The sequence below is a fragment of the Levilactobacillus fuyuanensis genome (genome assembly GCF_003946395.1).
Lineage (GTDB): Bacteria > Bacillota > Bacilli > Lactobacillales > Lactobacillaceae > Levilactobacillus > Levilactobacillus fuyuanensis.
This window is the reverse complement of record NZ_RHNZ01000002.1, coordinates 12,723-32,373: the sequence shown is the minus strand read 5'-3', so window position 1 is coordinate 32,373 and position 19,651 is coordinate 12,723. Positions and strand designations below refer to the sequence as shown.

The 19,651-nt window shown below is 51.2% G+C and carries 18 protein-coding genes; 13 read left to right on the top strand and 5 right to left on the bottom strand.

Annotated features, from left to right (window positions below; translation table 11 throughout):
* Window positions 1–19 precede the first annotated feature (19 nt).
* From EKM73_RS00885 to EKM73_RS00870, 4 genes are all read left to right on the top strand, one after another.
* Complete coding sequence (locus EKM73_RS00885; RefSeq protein WP_020089244.1) at window positions 20–361, top strand: YlbF family regulator; 342 nt, start codon at window positions 20–22, stop codon at window positions 359–361.
* A 449-nt stretch (window positions 362–810) separates the two neighbouring features.
* On the top strand, window positions 811–2,025 hold the full coding sequence (locus tag EKM73_RS00880) for a metallophosphoesterase family protein (RefSeq protein ID WP_125700125.1): 1,215 nt from the start codon (window positions 811–813) through the stop codon (window positions 2,023–2,025).
* On the top strand, window positions 2,015–4,642 hold the full coding sequence (locus EKM73_RS00875) for an ATP-binding protein (protein ID WP_125700124.1): 2,628 nt from the start codon (window positions 2,015–2,017) through the stop codon (window positions 4,640–4,642). The genes EKM73_RS00880 and EKM73_RS00875 overlap by 11 nt, the downstream gene beginning before the upstream one ends.
* 11 nt (window positions 4,643–4,653) lie before the next feature.
* Window positions 4,654–5,628: a 3'-5' exoribonuclease YhaM family protein gene (locus EKM73_RS00870; protein WP_125700123.1), complete on the top strand. Its 975-nt coding sequence runs from the start codon at window positions 4,654–4,656 to the stop codon at window positions 5,626–5,628.
* Between the two features lie 565 nt (window positions 5,629–6,193).
* On the opposite strand, the gene EKM73_RS00860 is transcribed toward EKM73_RS00870, so the two are convergent.
* The 3 genes from EKM73_RS00860 to EKM73_RS00850 form a co-directional block, all read right to left on the bottom strand.
* Window positions 6,194–7,111: a peptidylprolyl isomerase PrsA gene (locus EKM73_RS00860; RefSeq protein ID WP_125700121.1), complete on the bottom strand. Its 918-nt coding sequence runs from the start codon at window positions 7,109–7,111 to the stop codon at window positions 6,194–6,196.
* Window positions 7,112–7,223: 112 nt separating this feature from the next.
* Window positions 7,224–7,544: a hypothetical protein gene (locus tag EKM73_RS00855; RefSeq protein WP_125700120.1), complete on the bottom strand. Its 321-nt coding sequence runs from the start codon at window positions 7,542–7,544 to the stop codon at window positions 7,224–7,226.
* A 2-nt stretch (window positions 7,545–7,546) separates the two neighbouring features.
* On the bottom strand, window positions 7,547–8,005 hold the full coding sequence (locus EKM73_RS00850) for an HIT family protein (protein WP_382386951.1): 459 nt from the start codon (window positions 8,003–8,005) through the stop codon (window positions 7,547–7,549).
* Window positions 8,006–8,536: 531 nt separating this feature from the next.
* On the opposite strand from EKM73_RS00850, the gene EKM73_RS00845 reads away from it, so the two are divergent.
* The 6 genes from EKM73_RS00845 (at window position 8,537) to pepF (ending at window position 15,177) form a co-directional block, all read left to right on the top strand.
* Window positions 8,537–9,271, top strand: a complete 735-nt coding sequence (locus tag EKM73_RS00845; RefSeq protein WP_125700119.1) for an ABC transporter ATP-binding protein — start codon at window positions 8,537–8,539, stop codon at window positions 9,269–9,271.
* Window positions 9,268–10,494 carry an ABC transporter permease gene (locus EKM73_RS00840; RefSeq protein WP_125700118.1) on the top strand — a complete coding sequence of 409 codons (1,227 nt, stop codon included), beginning with the start codon at window positions 9,268–9,270 and terminating at the stop codon, window positions 10,492–10,494. Before EKM73_RS00845 ends, EKM73_RS00840 begins: the two co-directional genes overlap by 4 nt.
* A gap of 58 nt (window positions 10,495–10,552) precedes the next feature.
* A complete protein-coding gene (locus EKM73_RS00835) occupies window positions 10,553–11,344 on the top strand; it encodes a phosphotransferase family protein (RefSeq protein ID WP_125700117.1) in 792 nt (263 codons plus the stop codon).
* A gap of 62 nt (window positions 11,345–11,406) precedes the next feature.
* Window positions 11,407–12,060: a tRNA (guanosine(46)-N7)-methyltransferase TrmB gene (gene trmB / locus EKM73_RS00830; RefSeq protein ID WP_125700116.1), complete on the top strand. Its 654-nt coding sequence runs from the start codon at window positions 11,407–11,409 to the stop codon at window positions 12,058–12,060.
* A gap of 128 nt (window positions 12,061–12,188) precedes the next feature.
* A complete protein-coding gene (locus EKM73_RS00825) occupies window positions 12,189–13,265 on the top strand; it encodes a competence protein CoiA (protein WP_225421236.1) in 1,077 nt (358 codons plus the stop codon).
* 103 nt (window positions 13,266–13,368) lie between these two features.
* Window positions 13,369–15,177 carry an oligoendopeptidase F gene (pepF, locus tag EKM73_RS00820; protein WP_125700115.1) on the top strand — a complete coding sequence of 603 codons (1,809 nt, stop codon included), beginning with the start codon at window positions 13,369–13,371 and terminating at the stop codon, window positions 15,175–15,177.
* Between the two features lie 120 nt (window positions 15,178–15,297).
* Here the strand turns inward: pepF and EKM73_RS00815 are convergent, their stop codons facing one another.
* Entirely contained in the window at window positions 15,298–16,158 is an 861-nt protein-coding gene (locus EKM73_RS00815; RefSeq protein WP_125700114.1) for a DegV family protein, read from the bottom strand.
* 150 nt (window positions 16,159–16,308) lie between these two features.
* Window positions 16,309–16,959 carry a DsbA family protein gene (locus EKM73_RS00810; RefSeq protein ID WP_125700113.1) on the bottom strand — a complete coding sequence of 217 codons (651 nt, stop codon included), beginning with the start codon at window positions 16,957–16,959 and terminating at the stop codon, window positions 16,309–16,311.
* 316 nt (window positions 16,960–17,275) lie between these two features.
* On the opposite strand from EKM73_RS00810, the gene EKM73_RS00805 reads away from it, so the two are divergent.
* From EKM73_RS00805 to EKM73_RS00795, 3 genes are read left to right on the top strand one after another with little or no spacing between them, the layout of a single operon-like run.
* Window positions 17,276–17,935 (top strand): GTP pyrophosphokinase, encoded by a 660-nt coding sequence (locus EKM73_RS00805; protein WP_125700112.1) that lies wholly within the window; start codon window positions 17,276–17,278, stop codon window positions 17,933–17,935.
* A 4-nt stretch (window positions 17,936–17,939) separates the two neighbouring features.
* Window positions 17,940–18,743 (top strand): NAD kinase, encoded by an 804-nt coding sequence (locus tag EKM73_RS00800; RefSeq protein WP_125700111.1) that lies wholly within the window; start codon window positions 17,940–17,942, stop codon window positions 18,741–18,743.
* Entirely contained in the window at window positions 18,740–19,651 is a 912-nt protein-coding gene (locus EKM73_RS00795) for an RluA family pseudouridine synthase (RefSeq protein ID WP_125700110.1), read from the top strand. The genes EKM73_RS00800 and EKM73_RS00795 overlap by 4 nt, the downstream gene beginning before the upstream one ends.

Genomic DNA, 19,651 nt, shown 5'->3' with positions numbered 1-19,651 from the left:
CCAACAAGGAGGAACACTAATGGCAGACATGCACGCACTGGGCGAACAAGTGGCCCAAACCTTGCAAGAAACACAAGAATTCAAGGATCTTCAAGCAGCTTTCGACACGATGAAGGCTGACGATGAAACGTACAAGTTGTTTAAAGAATTTGAACAAATTCAAATGGACTTACAACAAAAACAAATGACGGGTCAACAACCTACGGACGAAGACATGAAGCACGTCCAAGAAGTTGCCGGTCGCGTTTCCGAAAAGGATGCCATCAAGGCCTTGATGGATAAGGAACGGGGCGTTAACGACCTGTTGACTGATTTAAACAAGATGATTACCGAACCCATTCAAGCTATCTACAAGGGCTAGGCGAAAAGAATCGTCGGCGCAACCATTCCGTTGGGAAGGTCGGCGCCGACGTTTTTTTTAACTGGTATTGATTTGGAGAGAATTTAGTGAAGGCTTGGAATCAATGTTGTTTGTATGAATATAGATAGTATTGTATAGGTTGTGAGTAGTATCCCTCGTCTGGGAATCAGAGTGGGAAAAAGAAGGTTGCGCTGGTTTAACATCTAGTGTAGCCGGAGGAGGCCAGGAATGGAGCCGGCTGTGTCGGTGCTGTTAGCCCGGGCGTTTGGTCCTTCCCGGGGTTACAGCATGGGACGTGTTTGGAAGCTCACCTGGTCTTGGTGAGGTTTCAAACCGAGGTGAAAGATCGTTCCTCAAGCTTTCACCGGTCCCCACAGCAGGTAGAATTCCTGGCAACCGCAGGCGACAATGTTAAACCAAGAGAAAATTAAGAAAGGCAGGCCCGAACCATGAAATTCATTCATGCGGCTGATTTACATTTAGATAGCCCGTTTTTGGGGCTGCAGTATTTGCCCAACACTTTGTTGGCCCAGGTGCGCAAGTCAACTTTTACCGCAGCAACCAAGGTTTTTGATAAAGCGATTGCCGAACACGTGGACTTTGTCCTACTCGCCGGTGATCTCTTTGATCGCGCGGAACAGAGTGTGGCGGCGCAGGCCTACTTGTTCGAGCAGTTTAACCGACTCAACGACGCTAAAATTCCGGCGCTGATCAGCTTTGGGAATCACGATTACCTCGCAGACCAACATCAGACCGTGGCGTATCCCGCCAACGTGACTGTATTCGGCCCAGAGGTCGGGACGCAGACGCTGACGTTAACGTCTGGAGAGACGGTGGCCATCAGTGGTTTCAGCTACCCGCAACGCTGGGTACCGGATGATCAAGCGGTTCAGTTTCCCACGCATGCGGCAACCGACTGGCACATCGGCATGCTACACGGTGCCGTCAGTACCGGTAGTGGCGACCACTACGCGCCCTTTACGGTAGATGAGTTATTGGCGAAACACTACGATTACTGGGCGCTGGGTCACATTCACCATCGGCAGTCGCTAAACGACCAACCGCCAATTCTGTACGCAGGAAATACGCAGGGGCGGGCCATTACCGAGACCGGCACGAAGGGCGCCTACCTGGTGACCAGTCAGAACGGCCATCTCGTGCCTGAATTCTTTGAAACGTCGGCGATCAACTGGGAGACAGTCACGCTGTCCGGTGGCGAGTCTCTCCAGACCGTGAGTCAGCAGCTGGTAGATTGGTTAACGGCGCATCCCGCGGACCGCACGACGCTCACGGCCTTCACCGTGCAATTGGCACAGCCACTGACTGGTGAGGATGCCGCCCAGCTGCAAAGCGGGGATTGGTTAGCGCTCTGGCAGCGGACGCAACAACGCACTATGCGAGCGTCCCAACGCTATGTGATTGCGGTTAATACAGCCACCCAGGCGGCCAAGATGGTTGCCCCACAATTGGACCAGCACTACTGGGAACAGGGAGCGAGCGGGGTCTTTACACCGGAGAACTTACAGCAACTTTTTGGCAAGCTTAATCAGGATCAGACGCTGGCGGCGTGGTTTGCCCAGCCAGAGACAGCAACGGAAGTGGAAGCCGCCGCGCGTCGGCAGTTAGCCGAGTTAATGGGAGAGGAGGAGAACCATGGAGCTTAACCAGTTGACGATTTACGGTTTTGGTAAATTTCACGATCGGACCTTTCCACTGAATGCAGGCTTAAATGTCCTACTAGGACCAAACGAGGCGGGTAAGTCCACGTTGACGCAATTTATCAGCGCCATTCTCTTTGGTTTTCCAACGAAGAAGCACCCGGAGCTCCGCTATGAACCCCTCGATGGCAGTCGCTTCGGCGGCGAGATTGCCTTTACACAGGATGGGACGGACTACCTGGTCACTCGTGTGGATGGGCCACGCGGAGGCAAAGTGACCCTACGCAACATCACGCTTGATTTGGTTTTGCCAGCAACCACTTTGGCTCACTTATTGGCGCCGGTCGACGCCCAGCTTTTCAGCAACGTCTACGCCATCAATGAGCCCCGGTTGGGTACCGTGTTTGCGGCATCTAAGCAGGAGCTGATTGATCGGCTGCGTCACGTGGGCGCCGTTGGGAGCGACTTTTGGCTGACACAGGCACGTCGATTGGATGATGCTGCGGATGACCTCTACAAGCCACAGGGCCGCAAGCCGCGTTTGAATCAGCAACTTCAGGAATATCAAGACTTAACTGAGAAATTAAATCGAGCCAATGCCAGCTACACCACTTATTGGGATCTTTTGCAGACGCAGCAGCAACAGCGTTCTCAGCAAACGGAGCTACAGCGGCAGTTAGCGGTGCAACGGCAGGTGGCGAGCCAATACGACCAGCAATTATCGCTGTGGTCCACCTATCAGCAGTGGCTGGATTTAGATGATACGACAACACCAGTAGCCAGCGGCTTTCAGCAGAACGATGCCACGGCCTTGGAACGGTTGACCAATCAGGTAAATGCGACGGCAACCACCCTCCAGGGAGATCAGGAGCAATTGGCGAGTTTGCAAGAACAAGCACAATTGCCACCGCTTTTTCAACAATACTTATTAGTCACGGCACAGGTTGATCCCCTGATTGCGCGGTTACCCGACGTGACCATTGCCGCGCGGGAACGCGAACGCTTGCAGACTGATCAGGCCGACCTGCAGCAACAGGCCGGTAATATTGAGCATCAGTACGCGAAGCACGGCCAGATGCCGCGGGCGTTTTCACTGGCGACCACCCAACAGGTGCAGGAGTTAACGGCGAGTCTGTCGTTGGCCAACCAGAAGCGGCGACGACTTCAGCAACAACTTAATCAGCTTAACGAACAGTATCGCCAGCAACAACCAACTCGGCAACAGCGTAAAAATCCGCTGGCTGACAAGCAGGTTGGCTGGCTGTCAGCTGGGCTAATCGTGCTGATCGGGGCGATGTTTCTTCCCGGTGCCCTGTTTAAACTAGTGGGTGCGCTGCTTGGCGTGGCCGTGGGCTACTATGGTGTCTTCATCGTGGATAGCAGCACACCAGCCAGTCGGCAAATGCAGACATTAGAGGAAGACATCCGGGATGTTCAGGCGCAACTGCGGGAGGGTGGTAGAGATATCGATCACCTGACCCAGCAACTCGATGATATTGGGGATGCCCACGGATTGAGTGATTTGGCACTGGAGCAGTGGAATGCGGCTCAGGATGCTATTGTGACCTGGGATCGACTCACGCAACGGCTGGAAAATGTCGCTGAGCAGTTGGCAACGGTGGCAAAGACGGTCACCGACTTCCAGACAGCCGTTCAGCGGGCACTGCCGGTGGCAACGACCACCAATTTTTCCGAGTTGGCACGTGAATTGCAGGACTTACAGAGCACGCAGCAGCGGTTGCGGACACAGGAGAGCGATGTCACGGCGGTGGCCGGGCGGTTAAAACGCGACCAGATTGCATTAGATCAAGCCCAACGCGCCGTCACAACCTTCTTACAGACGCGTAATTTACGCAGTACGGATGCCTTTTATCAGCAGTATCAGCAGGTACGTGAGCAGGGGAATCGGACGCAACAGCGCGCAGCTTTGGCCCAACAGCTGGGAGAACGTAACTTGGCGGCGCTGCAGCGGGTTGCCAGTCAAGCGGATCTCGGCCAACGTGCGCAGTCGGCGACGACGCAGGTCACAGACTTACAACAGCAGTTAGATGCCATGACGGAGCATCTCGCGACGATTGCCGGTCAGCTAGACCATTTGACCGCCAGCGGCACGCAGGCTAGTCTGCGCCAAAAATTAGCCAATCTAGCGGCACAGATGCAGGCGACCACGCAACAATGGTTGGTCGATCGGTTAGTGAGTCAGTGGATCGCGGCGACTTTGGCTGCGGCATCCGGCGACCGTTTGCCCCAAATCGTCAAAACGGCTAGCCAATTCTATGGTAAATTAACGGAAAACCGGTATACTGAAATTGAACTCACACCAACCACGCTCCGGGTCAAACGTGCGGATGGCGACTGGCGTGCGGTGGGGCAACTGTCACGGGGGACGGCCGAACAACTCGACTTTGCCGTGAAATTAGCCTTTGCCGTAGTCATGGCGCAGCGGGTGGCCATGCCGGTAGTCATCGATGACGGCTTCGTTAATTTTGATGCCGATCGACGACAGGCGGCTTATCAGCTGTTAGCAGCCATCAGCGACGACATTCAAGTGATTCTATTGACCGCGGATGATGGGGTTGCGGATAGATTACCCACAGAAAACTTAATTCGATTAACTGATTAGGAGGGGCTAACATGGCGGCAACAAAACAATTAATGGACTACGCAGTGGACGAGGCGGTCGACCTATTTGTGTTATTAAAGTCGGCGGACGTCCGGGTGGCGAAGAATGGCAAGCAGTACATTGCCTTAGTTTTTGAAGACCGTTCTGGAGAGATTTCAGGTAAGTACTGGGACGCTTCCGAAGAGGATGTTAAAAACTATGTCTCTGGTCAGGTCGTGCACCTACAAGGGAAGCGGGAGAATTACCAGACCCATCCGCAGATTAAGATTTTCCACCTGCGCTTAGCTAAGCCGGGAGAACCTACCGATCCAGAAATGTTTATTGAACAGGCACCGATGGATCGGGCGGCCATGGAAGATTACATCAACCAGACCATTTTTGAGATTACCCAGCCAACTTGGAACCGGCTGGTACGCAAGCTCTTGGGCGAATATCAGGATCAATTTTTCACGTTCCCTGCAGCTAAGAGCAACCACCATGCGTTTAAGGGTGGGCTGGCTTTTCATACGATTTCAATTTTGAAATTGGCCCATTCTGTGGTCAAACAGTATCCGGATTTAAATGCGCCACTGCTCTTTGCCGGTGCAATTCTACATGACTTGGGTAAGACCATTGAACTGTCAGGCCCGCAGTCGACGACCTACACCTTGGCCGGTAACCTAATAGGCCATATCGTGCTGATCGATGGGGAACTGGTCCGAGCCTGTGATCCCCTGAAGCTGGATCCACAAGCCGAGGATGTCTTACTGTTGCGGCACATGATCTTGAGTCACCACGGTTTGTTGGAATACGGTTCGCCTGTGCGTCCGGCCCTACGTGAAGCCGATGTGCTCCACCAATTGGATGAATTGGATGCTTCAATCATGATGCTGGATACGGTCGTGGACCACACGGAACCGGGAGAATTCTCGGAACGGGTCTTTGCCATGGATGGCCGCCGTTTCTACCGGCCAACGACAGATGTACCGGAAGAGAAAAAAGATTAAAGTGCAATGGGGCAATCAAGTCTCAAAATTTTTTGATAAAAATTAAGTATGATAGAAAGCCGCACCAGTTATTTTGGGCGTGGCTTTTGTTTTACGAGATGAATTTTTAAATGATTGGCTTTTGGCTGATGATGAATAATGTAAAGAAAGAGGGGGCCGGCTTGGCCTGTCATACGGGGATGTGAGTACGATGAATTTTTGTAGGCTGTTGTAATTCATCAGTGGGCGGTCGTGCAGATGATAGACAATTGTAGTGTAGCTGGAGGCAGCTAGGGTGGAGCCGGCCGTGAAGATGGTGGGGTGCCCGTTCTTACGCCATGGGATGTGTTTGGAAACTCGCGGTCTTGAGCGAGGTTTCAAACCAAGGCGGAAGCCTGTTCTGTGGCTGAAGACGGTCCCCACAGCAGACGTAACCCTGGCAGCCGCAAGCGACAGAGCCACATTTGTATTTTGCCCACCGCGTTCCAGTTTATTTTCACCGCCCGGCAAGGCGAAATGCAAAGACAAAAAAATCCCCGGTACGCCGACGGAAATCGGTGAACCGGGGATCAGTTTAATTCAGAAATTACTTAGTTGAAGATGAAGTGGTGGAAGACTTGCTTGATGATAAGTAATCAGACAAGATGTTCTTCAAATCGTTATCCTTGATGGAAACGTCACCCTTCTTCAAGACCTTGGCAACCACGTTGTGCAGAACAGTAGAATCGTTCATGTCGTTGTCAATGATTTGCTTCTTAAGTTCAGCCTTGTGTTGGTTCATAGTACCCTTACCAGGGTTCTTCAACATCAAGATGACGTGGTAACCGTATTGCGTCTTAACAGGCGTAGCGGTGTATTCACCAGTCTTAAGCTTGAAGGCAGCCTTCTTGAAGGTTGAGTCAAGGGAAGTGTCCGTGCTATCGAAGGCACTCAACTTACCACCCTTGTTCTTGGTAGCTGTATCAGTAGAGTACTTCTTAGCTAACTTCGTGAATTCGGACGTCATGTCGCTCTTCTTGGTACCCTTCAAGTCGCTGATAATCGTGTTAGCAGTAGACTTCTTGGAAACTAAGATGTGGGCAACAGTAACTTCTGGTTCGTAGCTCTTGAATTGCTTCTTGTATTGCGCATCAGTAACCGTTACGTTGTCCTTAACGGCTTCCTTCAAGAGTAAGTTAGAACGGATTTCAGTCTTTAAGCTGGATTCCGTCATCCCACTTTGAGAAAGAACGCTCTTGAATGATGAGCCATACTGTGCCTTATAGGTATTGAATTGCTTAGTAACAGCGGACTTCTTGACCTTGCTACCGTATTGCTTTTCCAAAACCTTGTTCAGGATCATCTGTTGCAGAACTTGCTTACCAGATGAAGTTCCCTTCAAACTGCTGTAGTAAGCACTTTCGGTAACCTTACCACCGCTAGTGGTTGCAACGGTTTGGTTCCCACAACCAGCAAGCGTTACAGTCAGTAACAAGCCAGCAAGGGCGATAAACCATTTCTTCATATTACTCAACACATCCATTCATCAAAATTGGTGTAAACACCATACTTGGATATCATAACACAAATATGGCGAAACCTAAAAAGGTACGCGAAGCTTTACAAAAAGTTCAAATTTAGAACTTATCCCAGCGTGAGACTGTGTCCTGAATTTCTTCCACGCGTGGGGCAATTTTAAACGCAAACTTTTCGACATCGCTTTGAATATCCTCGATGGCAGGGGTGGCGGCAGTAACGGTGGCGTTAAGGGCGGCTACCTTTGTCGTCATATTATCCTTAGCCGTCTTGACGTCGTCAACCTTGTTGGCGGTGTCCTTGACCTGGTCACCAAGTTGCTTGGCCCAGACACGGGGATCTTGCTTGGTCAACGTAAAGTAGGCTGCCAAACCAACACCGGTTGCCAGGGTGACACCGGTTAGAAATTTACCAAATCCCATGATTAATCCTCCACGTGTGCTTTGATCTTAGACTGGATAGCAGCGTAATCGTCTGGCGTGTAGTTGCCGGAGTTATCCTTAAAGATCATTTGGAAATCATCGTCGTCGGTGTAGCGGGGAACGAGGTGAAAGTGGGAATGGAATACGGATTGATAGGCCACCTTACCGTTGTTATTGACGATGTTCATCCCAGTAATGGCGGGATCTGACGCCTGAACGGCACGGGCGATGCGCGGAATCCGGGAGAAGACGGCCGCTGCGAGGTCACTGTCGTAGGCGAAGATGTCCTTGACGTGGGTCTTCGGAATGACCAGCGTGTGGCCGGGAGTCCCTTGTGAAATATCTAGGAAAGCCTTGACAATGTTATCTTCGTAAACGGTGTAGCTCGGGATATCTCCCTTTAAGATTTTGCAAAAAATACAATCGTCATCATAGTGCGGTTCGAGTGTCATTTTATCCATGAAATCTCCTTCTTTCGGGTTGATTTCGTCTATTATACACCATCGTTAGGGGCGGATTCATCTCCATCGTTCGTTCACAGTCTGCGCTATGGTATAATAGCTGAGTTATCACCGAGTATTACCTCGAATTATTAGCGTGCGTATGCTGGTCGCCTGCGACTGTCAGGGGTTCTGCCTACTGTGGGGACCGCTTGCAGCCAAAGAGCGGGCTTTCAGCTCGGTTTGGAACCTCGCAAAATCCGCGAGTTTCCAAACACGTCCCGTGGTGTAAATTGGCCGAAAACGCCAATTAACACCACAATCACGGCTGGCGCTATCCCTGACCGTCTACGGCTAGGATAGTGGCTGGAATTGCCAATATACTCGCTGATAAGGTGATTCAGTCATTACCGTTGCAATGATTTTAGCAATTGCCGGCGTACTGAGACACTGTATTCTAAAGCGCGGTAATTAAATTTGAGGTAACTAAATTTAGAAAAAATTAAAGACTGTCCAGCTAACAACAGGCGGTCAAGAAATGAGGGAATGTTTATGGCTTTAGAAGTTAGCCACGTTGTGGGGGGGTACTCCCAGATTCCCGTCTTAAAGGACATTAGTTTTGACGTTAAGGACGGCGAATTGGTTGGTTTGATCGGGCTAAACGGTGCCGGTAAATCAACGACGATCAATCATGTTATTGGGTTATTAACGCCCCACAAAGGGACGATTACGCTTAACGGTGTCACCATCGATCAGGATAGTCAGGCGTACAAGCAACAGATTGCCTACATCCCTGAAACGCCAGTGTTGTACCAAGAATTGACGCTGCGGGAACATTTGGAAGTGACCATGATGGCCTATGACTTGGACCATGATCAAGCCTGGGCAACGGCTCACGAGTTGTTGAAGACCTTCCGGCTGGATAATAAGTTAGACTGGTTCCCCGCGAACTTCTCCAAGGGGATGAAGCAAAAGGTCATGATTGTCTGTGCCTTTTTGACGCAGGCTAAGCTGTTTATTATTGATGAACCCTTCTTGGGACTGGACCCATTGGCTGTTAACGACCTGTTAAATCTGATTGAGGATCGGAAGAAGAAGGGCGCTAGCATTCTGATGTCGACCCACGTGTTGGACACGGCCCAACGGTACTGTGACCGCTTCGTCCTGTTACATGATGGCCAGGTCAAGACCGAAGGCACCCTCAGTGAGTTACAAGCCGCTCTTCCCGAAGCGGGGGAATCGCTGAACGACATTTACCTTTCTATGACGAAGGTCGATCGCGCATGACCGGTTTATTTAAGACCCGGCTGCAGCGCCATCTCCGGGAAATGGCGAAGTATTTGCGGTTGGTGTTCAATGATTTCTTTGTCTTTGCCTTGCTCTTCTTATTGGGTGGGTTAGGGTACGGTTATTCAAATATGTTAAAGACGCTGAAGACCGGTTACTGGTGGGCGCCCGTCGTGGCACTGCTGGTGTTGGTCATTGTGGCGCAAATTGGCCGGTTCGCAACGTTGATCGAGGATGCCGACCGCGTCTTCCTCTTGCCAAAGGAACGGGCGATGCACGCCTATCTGGTGGCCGCACGGCGGTACAGCCAGGGGTTGGCGCAGGCTACTCAGGTGATTGCCGTTTTCTTATTGGCACCATTTATGAGTGTGACCATGGCTTGGCCAGTACTGAGCTTGGTTGAATTGGGGCTGGCGCAGATCATCTTAAAGGATGCGCTGCTCCGCTTAGACTTAGCGAGTGCCTATCAGGTGACGGGGCAAACGCGGATGAATCGCTGGGAGTTCAAGTGGCTACTGAGCATCATTGTGCTGGCAGCCGGACTGTGGACACTGCCACTGGTTGCCGTTGGCTTAGCCTTGATTCTCGATATTGCTGTGGCTGTCTGGTTTGCGCAGCACTGGCAGAAGCAACAGATTCGCTGGCGCGAGCAGATTAAGATTGAAGATAATCGGATGCTAGGCATCTACCGGTTCTTCAACATGTTTACGGAAGTGCCAATGCTGTCTGGAACTATCAAGCGGCGGCGTTATCTCGATGGCCTATTCAAGCTGATTAAGCCACGTCACGATAAGTTTTACCTGTACCTCTACAGCCGTGGCATGGTGCGGGGGAGTGAATTCAGTGGATTAGTCGTTCGGCTGACCGTGATTGGGATGCTTCTCCTGTACTTTGTGCGGGGCGAATGGCTGCCTGTGATTCTCGCCGCACTGTTCATCTACCTGATTGGCTTTCAATTGCTCCCATTCTTCCAGCAGTACGATGACGTTGTATTCACTCACGTCTATCCGATCCTGCCGGCACAGCGCTTAAAGAGCTTCGTGACGCTGATCACTTTGATTCTGAGTGTGGCTGCCTTGCTTCTGTGGCTCGTGGTCGTGGTGGCCAATCCACACCTGATGACGGCCGGGGTGACGTTACTGGTCGAGGTGGTAGAAGTTTGGTATCTCGCCAGAATCTATACACCCCAGCGGTTAGCGCGTTCGATTGAAAATAGGGCTTGACGTGGCTTCCGTTTCCCCATAGAATTAATAATAGCTGACAAATCGAGGAGGGGTGACCATGGCACTGGATATCAGTGATGGCTGGAGTCTATATCCGCTGGGCGGGAATACCGGTACAGCGTATATGGGGACGAAGGCGTCACAAAAAGTGTTCTTAAAACAAAATGCGTCACCATTTCTTGCCGCGCTCTCGATGGAGGGCATCACACCCCGGTTGGTGTGGACGAAGCGGCTTGCCAGTGGGGATGTCATGACGGCTCAAGAATGGCTGAACGGTCGCACGTTGCATCGCGAGGAAATGCGCGAACAGCGGGTCGCTCGGCTCTTACATCGGGTTCATCATTCTCACCTACTTCATGATATGTTATTAAAAGTCGGCGGACGATTTACCACGCCCGCCCAGTTGTTAACTCGCTTACAGCCAGCCTTAGCCGCTGACTTACGGCGTCATCCGCTGATTCAATCGGCATTTGCAGCGCTACAAGCTGAGCAACCACAACTGCCCAAGACGCATTACGAAGTATGTCATGGTGATTTAAATCATAAGAATTGGCTGTTGTCTGACCGGCGACGGCTGTACCTGGTCGATTGGGATGCGGCAACGTTTGCTGACCCCGCTTACGATCTGGGGGCCTTGCTCTGTGAGTACGTGCCACTGGAAGAGTGGCAACGCTGGTTACAGGACTACGGCGAAAAGATCACGTCTGATTTAACGGCGCGGGTCAACTGGTATGCACGGATTCACTGCTTGACGGTGATTGCCGACAGCTACCATCAACAGCGTTTTCAAATTATGAATCAACATTTAATCTTACTAGAAAAACTGACGAGAGAGTCAGTGACGGACTAAGCGTCGGCGGGAGCGAGGAAGGACCTTGCGCCCGCCGTTGTGATTGAAGGAGGAATTGGACATTGCGTGTGCGTAATAAACCGTGGGCCAAGGATTATGTGGCCGAACACACTGAACGACTAGTTGAAGAACCAGAACCATTGAAGGGTAAGTGGCAGAGCCGTTTCCCTAAGGAACAGCCCTTGTACGTTGAAATTGGGACGGGGAAGGGTCAGTTCATCGTTGAAATGGCGAAGGCCCATCCCGATCGAAACTTTATTGGGATTGAAATCCAGTTTTCCGTGATTGCGGCTGCCTTGAAGAAGGTCGTTGCTAGCGAACTGACCAACATTCAATTGGTCCACACGGATGGTGAGGCAGTCAACACGTTCTTTGCAGCGGGCGAAATTGCCGGTCTGTACCTGAACTTCTCCGATCCATGGCCTAAGTCACGTCACGCCAAACGTCGACTGACATCGCCAGTCTTTCTGGCACACTACGCCGATGTCTTACAGCCTGAAGGGTCGATTCAATTTAAGACCGATAACCGGGGCTTGTTCGAATACTCCTTAGGGAGCTTGAACAACTTCGGCTTGGTCTTCGATGGGGTCTGGCTCGATCTGCACGCCGCTACGGATGATGTGGAGGACATTCAGACAGAATACGAACAAAAATTCTCGGCGAAGGGGCCAATCTACCAAGTGATTGCCCACTTCCCAACTGAAACGAAAGATTAAATGTGAGAGCCCGTGGGGGCAAACAGCGGTGATGACGCCGGTGTTTGTTCGCGCGGACTCTTTTTTGAAATAAATTTCAGAAATAAAATATATTTCGGCCCTTTTTACGGAGTTAAAGAGTAAAGGGGATGGCGACCATGTTGATTGCGCTACTGAAAGGGAAGTTGATTGATGCGGCATATGCCGAACGGCTACAAGACTACTGCTGTCCCACTTGTCAGCAACGGGTAACCTTGCACCATGGGACGCACGTGCAGCCGTACTTTGCCCATCGTCCTAGGGAAGCCTGTACAATTTTTAGTGAGGGTGAGACACAACAACATCTGAGAGGCAAGCGCCAACTCATGACGTTTTTCGAGTCATGGGGCGTGGTGTCTTTAGAGCGAATTCTACCAGACATTCAGCAGCGCGCAGACTGTTGGGTGGAACGAGAAAAGAAGTGTCCAATCGCTATCGAGTTTCAATGCAGTCCAATCATGACGAGCCAGGTCTTGGGGCGAACCAGGGGCTATCAAAAGCTGAAGGTGTATCCCTTTTGGATCTTAGGGAGTCGCTACGGCAAACAAAAACTAGGGTGGTCGCTAATTGAACGCTTCGCCACGCGACTGCGTGGGTGGGGGCTGTGCCTCCTGTTTTGGGATGTTCAGCGTCAGCGGATGCGAATCGATCACCACCTTTATCAAGATGCGCTCGGCAACTATCATCGTCGGACAACCTGGTTGCTAAATATTGGAGAATTAGTTGCCGGTAATCAGCTACCATTGCCTAAACTCGTTTTGGATTATCCGCAATGGCGCTCTCGATTGGCGCGTGACTTACAGACAAAGCGGCCTGCAGTGTTAGCCATCCAAGAGGTTCTGTATCCCACGGGCCATCACATCTTGGACGTTCCCGATTTTTTGATGACGACAACGATTACGTTGCCAGTCTTTGGACAGGGACTCTTGTTGTGGCGTGCGTTGATGATGGCCCAATTATTTGCGTTGCCGGTGCTACGGATCACAGGGGCCACGATGGATTTCCTGGTGGTGAGAAGCTTTAAAACGGTGGGTGGCCATCAACAGGCTGTCTGGTTTTCAGCGGATGAGGCGTTGCTTAAGGCGCGACGTAGTTTGCTAGCGGATTTAATGGGGCTAGGCTATTTACGACCAATTGAAGAGAACTGGCAGATTTGTCGGCGACCGAAATGGGCGGGGGAAGCTTAGTGACTGTGAGAAAATGATGAGAATAAATAAAGACCCAATACCCAACTCTCCCAACAAAAGTGGTAAACTATTGTTATGCAAAAATTAAAGGAGGATTAGGAAAATGAAACAAATTCCCGAACGCGCGGCAGTTCCCGAGGCTTTGACCTGGGACCTGACCCCAATTTATGCCGATGACGCGGCCTTTAAGCAGGCCGTTGCCGCAATCAAGGCGCAAGCCAAGCAAGTGGCAACTAAGCAAGGTCAACTCGCAGAAAGTGCAGGCGACCTTTACGAAGTGACCGCTGCAATTTTTGACCTTAATCGCCAGCTGGAAAAGGTGTACGTGTACGCCTCCCTTAAAAACGATCAAGATACCAGTGACGCCAATGCACAAGCCCTGTCCGGCCAGGCCGAAAGCCTAGTTGCAACAGTAGCTGCGGCAACTTCCTGGTACGAACCAGAAGTGCTCGCCTTACCACAGGTTGCCTTACAAGCGCTGATTGACGCCGAACCACGGCTGACTGAATACCAACACTTCTTCGATGTCTTAGGCGAACAACGTGATCACACGTTGTCTGCCGCTGAGGAAAAACTACTGGCCGGTGCCAGCGATATCTTTGGCGCTTCTGCCAAGACTTACAGTGTACTGAGCGATGCCGACCTGAAGTTCCCAGTAGTTCAAGACGAAGCAGGGAATGATGTTCAGCTTTCCGAGGGGTTATATGGCGTCTTACTGCAATCAACCCAACCCAAGGTTCGTGAGCAGGCTTTTAAGGCTCTGTACAGCGTCTATCAACAATTCCGGCATACATTTGCCAGCACGCTGTCCAGCGAGGTTAAAACGCATAATTTCAGTGCTGAGGTCCGGCATTACGGCAGTGCCCGTGAAGCTGCAATGAGTAGTAACAACGTGCCCGCTGTCGTTTACGACACGCTGGTCAAGACGGTCAATGACCACTTGGATTCTCTACACAAGTACGTGAACCTACGTAAGGAGATTCTGGGCTTGCCTGAGCTCCACATGTATGACCTGTATACGCCGATTACGGGGGAACCCAGCCTGTCGTATACCTATCCAGAAGCGCAGCAGGAAGCACTCAAGGCACTGAGTGTGCTGGGACCAGATTACGTGGCCAACGTACAGAAGATGTTTGATGGCCGTGCAATTGACGTGGTCGAAAACAAGGGCAAGCGGACTGGGGCCTATTCAGGTGGGATGTATGACACCAAGCCTTACATCCTTCTGAACTGGCAGGATAGCCTGGAAAGCCTGTTCACGCTGGTTCATGAAATGGGTCACAGCATGCACAGCCACTATACGCGGACTAATCAACCTTACCAATACGGGGATTACTCGATCTTCGTGGCGGAAATTGCCTCGACGACTAACGAAAACCTCTTAACGGATTACCTGTTAAAGACGCAAACCGACCCACAAGTCAGAGCTTACGTCTTGAACCATTATCTGGATGGCTTCAAGGGGACGGTCTACCGTCAAACGCAATTTGCCGAATTCGAAGACTACATTCACCAACAGGCGGCTGCCGGTGAAACATTGACCGCAGACTTCATGAGTAAGTTTTACGGCGACCTGAATCAACGCTACTATGGTGACGGGGTGATTTCCGATCCACAGATTGCCGACGAATGGACGCGGATTCCACATTTCTACTACGACTACTACGTTTACCAGTATTCCACTGGTTTTGCGGCCGCAACCACGCTGGCACAACGCATTCTGAGTGGGGATGCCACTAAGCGCGATGCCTACCTGAACTACCTGAAGTCCGGGAGCTCCGCCTTACCAATTGAAGTGATGCAGAAGGCTGGGGTCGACATGACCAAGCCAGATTACCTGGAGACGGCATTCAAGACCTTTGACGAACGGCTAGCTGAATTTAGTAAATTAGCCCGTGAGTTGAAGAAGTAAAACTAATGAAGACTTGCATGACTGTCGTAAACAATCTGCAATGAAAGAAAGCTGGTGTCATCGCTGCACAATATGCGGTGATGACGCCAGCTTTTTTGGTTACGCGTATGATCTGTAAGGTTAAATCGATTGCCAATCCTGTTGCCACAGTACACCCATCGTCTTTTCACCGGTATGCACGCTAATGGCAGGGCCTAACGCGCTTCGTGAGACACGAACTTGCGGGAACTGCTCGTGCAAGGCCTGTTGCCACCGGAGGGCGGTCTCTTCGTTATTAGCGTCGATGACCGTTGCATGGAGCGGGTAATCAACTTCCTGCAGACGGGCGGTCAGGTGGTCGGTGATGAAGCCAAAAGCCTTACGCATCGTCCGTTCCTTGTCGATGGCAATAATCTTACCAGTGTCGTCGAACGTCAGGAGTGGTTTGATGTTGAGGAGGTTGCCAATCATGGCTGACCGATTACTCAATCGCCCGGTTCGCGCTAAATGACTCAGGTTATCCACGGCGAAGTAGACCTGTTGTGTATCGCGGAGGGCGGTCAGCTGGGGAATAATCTGTTCGGCGGTCTGGCCGGCTTTGATCAGCTTACCCGCCAACAGGCAAAGATTAGCTTCGCCGGCACTGGCGACTAGGGAATCCACCGGGTAGATTTTCGCCTTGGTATAGGTCCGGCAGAACATCTTTAGATTGCTGAGAAACGAGGTGATCCCGCTGGAGAGGTGAATCGAGATGATTTCATCGACGCCCTGACGAGCCAGCTCGTCGTAGGCATCCTCAATCTGCCCCAGGGAGACCTGTGCAGTCGTTGGCAGTTCATTATCGGTTTTTAAATAATCGTAGAAAGTTTGTGGACTTAGTTCTGACTCGGGATACTGTTGCCCACCGAGAATGACCGTGATGGGCAAGACCGTTATCGGGTTTTGTGCGATTTGGTCGGCAGTGAGATAAGACGCAGTATCGGTAACGATGGCAGTTGTCATAAGCGTTCCCCTTTAAAAATCCAAAATAGTTGGGTCAATCATACCATACTGGATGAAACAAGGGGAGAATATTGTGTCACTTTTTTAGGGCCCCCGTAATCCATACAAAAAGGCTCACGCGATTGCACGTGAGCCTTGCTGTAAAACGATTTATAACACCCGCAGATGCGGTGGAAAAGCACCCAATGATGTTGAATTGGCTTGGTCATTTTTGGGGTAATTAGGTTCAGCCATTAACATTTCTCGCGTAGCTACACCCTGACTCTCGCAGACATCGCACAGGGAGTCGTAAGTCACATCGTTTAAGAGTAACCCACATTGGGAAACGTCACAATTGAAGATAACTGCAGATGAAGACTGTTGAATCTTCATTTCGGCTGCGAGCTTTTGATCCGTCTTAAAGGCTTGTTTCGCCAAGTCGGAGTCGCAGTCTTCCGTGAACATGTCGAGGTCTAAGCGACAGTCCTTCGCCACTTCCACTGCCAAGTCCTGTGAGAACTTTTGGTGGTCACTGACAACGGCCGTTTGCATGTCGAGTAGGAATTTCCGTCCCTTACGTTTGCCCTGAAAGAGGGCTGCTTTATAGGCTAAAATAGCCTGGTAGTAAACGTTGAAGTAGGCGTTGCGTTGGGCCAACGTGGGCCGTGCGGGCAAGGCCTGTTCAATGATTTGTTGATTTAGCAGCGGGACGAATTGAAACGACACCTTGCTATTTAAATGGTCGGCCAACCGCATAATATTCTGTTCTGAACGCATACAACGCGCGCCCAGGGGGTTGACGAACAAATAGACTTCTAACACATTGCTTCCTCCTAATATCTATCCTGTCTGACGATCAACAGGGGTCGTCAAACAAAAAGTAACAATAGCACTACTTTAGCAAATTTTCAAAAAATAGCAATCCAAACGTTTGTTTGAGGTGAATCCCGTCCGTTTAAAACGCAACCTAATCATGCAACATTTTTGGCCGGAGGTAAAGCTAAACGCCTCGTGAAATCAAAACTGGCAGGAACTTTGAAATTTAACGGGATGATACCAAGTAATTAGTCTCGGTTCCGGCTGAATTATGGTAAAATTCAAAGGTAAGCTGTGTATTAAAGGTTGGGGGATAGTCGTCATGATAGCAAATTGGGATCAATTTTTATTGCCCTATCAACAGGCCGTGAGTGAGCTGAAAGTCAAGCTCCGCGGTATCCGAAAGCAATTTGAGAATCGCAATCAGCGGCCGCCCATTGAGTTTGTTACCGGACGGGTCAAACCGGTACCCAGTATCGTGGAAAAGATGACCCGTCGGCACGTGGCCGAGGAACGCTTGGAACAAGATATGCAAGACATTGCGGGACTACGTATTATGTGCCAATTTGTTGAGGATATCTACCAAGTGGTCGACCTGCTTCGGCAGCGGACGGACCTGACGATTCTTGAGGAACGCGATTACATCCATAACGAAAAGCCCAGTGGCTACCGGTCTTATCACATTGTGATTGAGTATCCGGTCCAATTGGTCACGGGAGAAAAGAAAATTTTAGCAGAGATTCAGGTGCGGACATTGGCCATGAATTTCTGGGCAACGATTGAACATTCATTGAATTATAAGTACCAAGGTGACTTCCCGACAGAGCTGAGCGCACGGCTCCAGCGAGCGGCGGAGGCCGCTTTCAAGTTGGACACGGAAATGTCCGAAATTCGAGAAGAGATTCAGGAAGCCCAACACTATACGCCGAAAAATGGCGCTGGTGGGGATTCTCCGGACTCACCTCACAGTAAGGAAGATTGACGCAATGAAGGTTTCCATTTATGGCAATAACGGCCAGGCCTCGGTGAAGGTCGCGACGGCTTTAAAAAAAGGACTCACGGCGGCAGGCATCGAGCTGGACAGTCTGGACCCCGACATCGTGATTACGGTGGGCGGCGATGGGACGCTGTTATCGGCCTTTCACCACTACAGTGATCGCTTGGATCGGGTACGTTTCGTGGGTATTCATACGGGTCATCTCGGGTTCTATACCGATTGGCGGGATTATGAAGTTCAGGAGCTGATTGATAGTCTGGTCAAAGACAATGGTCAGAGTGTCAGTTATCCCTTGCTCACGATTAAGGTGGAGTATGCGGACGGTACCCATCCCGACAAGGCCTTGGCGCTGAATGAGTCAACGATTAAGAAGGTCTCTGGGACCATGGTGGCCGACGTCTACATCAAGGGTGAATTTTTCGAAAGTTTTCGAGGGGATGGTCTGTGTATCTCGACGCCAACCGGATCGACAGCCTACAATAAGGCTGTGGGTGGTGCCGTATTGAGTCCCCAGTTTAACGCCATTCAGATGGCAGAAATAGCCTCAATCAACAACCTTGTCTTCAGAACACTGGGGTCACCACTGATCTTGCCGGCCGACGAGTGGATTCGCGTAGAACCAGCGAGCTCGGCCAATAATGTCTTGATGTGCGATCAGCTGAGTATTGAGGGTCGGCCAATCAAGGCGATTACCTACCAGATTGCGCAGCACCGAATTTCTTTTGCGGAATATCGGCACACCCACTTCTGGCAGCGCGTCGAGTCTTCCTTTATCGGGAGGGACAACGGATGACGGCCTTTTCGTGGCGCGTGACGGGAACTAGTCCGATTCACGTGCGGACGGTTCTGATGGATCACGGGGTGACTCGGACGTTCTTGAAGAAGGTCAAATTCCATGGCGGTATCGTCACGCTGGATGGCGTGGAAGTTCGCGTTATTGCGATGGCTAACCCCGGCCAAACGGTGGGGCTGCAGTTGCCACCCGAGCAGGCCAACGACCACGTTTCAACGTCGTTTGCGCCGCTGGAGATTCTCTATGAGGACCCCCACTTTTTAGTGGTGAATAAGCCGGCTGGGATGGCGTCTGTGCCATCGCACCTCTATCCGGATGATACGTTGGCTAATCGCGTTAAAGGGCACCTGACGGCAATCAAGGCCGATAGCACGGTGACCCATATTGTGACACGGCTCGATCGCGAGACCAGTGGCGCCGTGATCTTCGCCAAACACCATTTTGCCCACTCGATTCTTGACAAGCAGTTGAAGTTACATCAGCTGGACAAACGTTACGTAGCGGTGGCCGCGGGCGTCGTGGCGCCGCGTCATCAGATGGTGACTGCCCCGATTGGCCGAGCAGCGGGCTCGTTTATTAAACGAGCCGTTCGACCGGATGGGCGCCAAGCCAGTACCGAACTTCGGGTAGTGGCCCAGTCGCAGACGGCTAGTCTGTTGGCGGTCAAGCTTCACACGGGGCGGACGCACCAGATTCGCGTGCATTGCGAGTCGATCGGGCATCCGCTTCTGGGAGACTGGCTGTACGGTACGACCACAAATCCGTGGATTCACCGCCAAGCTTTGCACTGCGCGCGATTATCCTTTTACGAACCGTTCATACAGCAGTGGGTGACGTGCTACGCGCCGTTACCGAGTGATATGGCACGGGTGATTCAACATGAGATTTATGATAATAATATTAGATAG

What these genes read in the sequence shown, in the direction of transcription:
- EKM73_RS00885 (WP_020089244.1), top strand. Translation starts at nt 20, where the DNA reads ATGGCAGACATGCACGCACTGGGCGAACAAGTGGCCCAAACCTTGCAA.
- EKM73_RS00880 (WP_125700125.1), top strand. Translation starts at nt 811, where the DNA reads ATGAAATTCATTCATGCGGCTGATTTACATTTAGATAGCCCGTTTTTG.
- EKM73_RS00875 (WP_125700124.1), top strand. Translation starts at nt 2,015, where the DNA reads ATGGAGCTTAACCAGTTGACGATTTACGGTTTTGGTAAATTTCACGAT.
- EKM73_RS00870 (WP_125700123.1), top strand. Translation starts at nt 4,654, where the DNA reads ATGGCGGCAACAAAACAATTAATGGACTACGCAGTGGACGAGGCGGTC.
- EKM73_RS00860 (WP_125700121.1), bottom strand. Translation starts at nt 7,111, where the DNA reads ATGAAGAAATGGTTTATCGCCCTTGCTGGCTTGTTACTGACTGTAACG.
- EKM73_RS00855 (WP_125700120.1), bottom strand. Translation starts at nt 7,544, where the DNA reads ATGGGATTTGGTAAATTTCTAACCGGTGTCACCCTGGCAACCGGTGTT.
- EKM73_RS00850 (WP_382386951.1), bottom strand. Translation starts at nt 8,005, where the DNA reads ATGGATAAAATGACACTCGAACCGCACTATGATGACGATTGTATTTTT.
- EKM73_RS00845 (WP_125700119.1), top strand. Translation starts at nt 8,537, where the DNA reads ATGGCTTTAGAAGTTAGCCACGTTGTGGGGGGGTACTCCCAGATTCCC.
- EKM73_RS00840 (WP_125700118.1), top strand. Translation starts at nt 9,268, where the DNA reads ATGACCGGTTTATTTAAGACCCGGCTGCAGCGCCATCTCCGGGAAATG.
- EKM73_RS00835 (WP_125700117.1), top strand. Translation starts at nt 10,553, where the DNA reads ATGGCACTGGATATCAGTGATGGCTGGAGTCTATATCCGCTGGGCGGG.
- EKM73_RS00825 (WP_225421236.1), top strand. Translation starts at nt 12,189, where the DNA reads ATGGCGACCATGTTGATTGCGCTACTGAAAGGGAAGTTGATTGATGCG.
- pepF (WP_125700115.1), top strand. Translation starts at nt 13,369, where the DNA reads ATGAAACAAATTCCCGAACGCGCGGCAGTTCCCGAGGCTTTGACCTGG.
- EKM73_RS00815 (WP_125700114.1), bottom strand. Translation starts at nt 16,158, where the DNA reads ATGACAACTGCCATCGTTACCGATACTGCGTCTTATCTCACTGCCGAC.
- EKM73_RS00805 (WP_125700112.1), top strand. Translation starts at nt 17,276, where the DNA reads ATGATAGCAAATTGGGATCAATTTTTATTGCCCTATCAACAGGCCGTG.
- EKM73_RS00800 (WP_125700111.1), top strand. Translation starts at nt 17,940, where the DNA reads ATGAAGGTTTCCATTTATGGCAATAACGGCCAGGCCTCGGTGAAGGTC.
- EKM73_RS00795 (WP_125700110.1), top strand. Translation starts at nt 18,740, where the DNA reads ATGACGGCCTTTTCGTGGCGCGTGACGGGAACTAGTCCGATTCACGTG.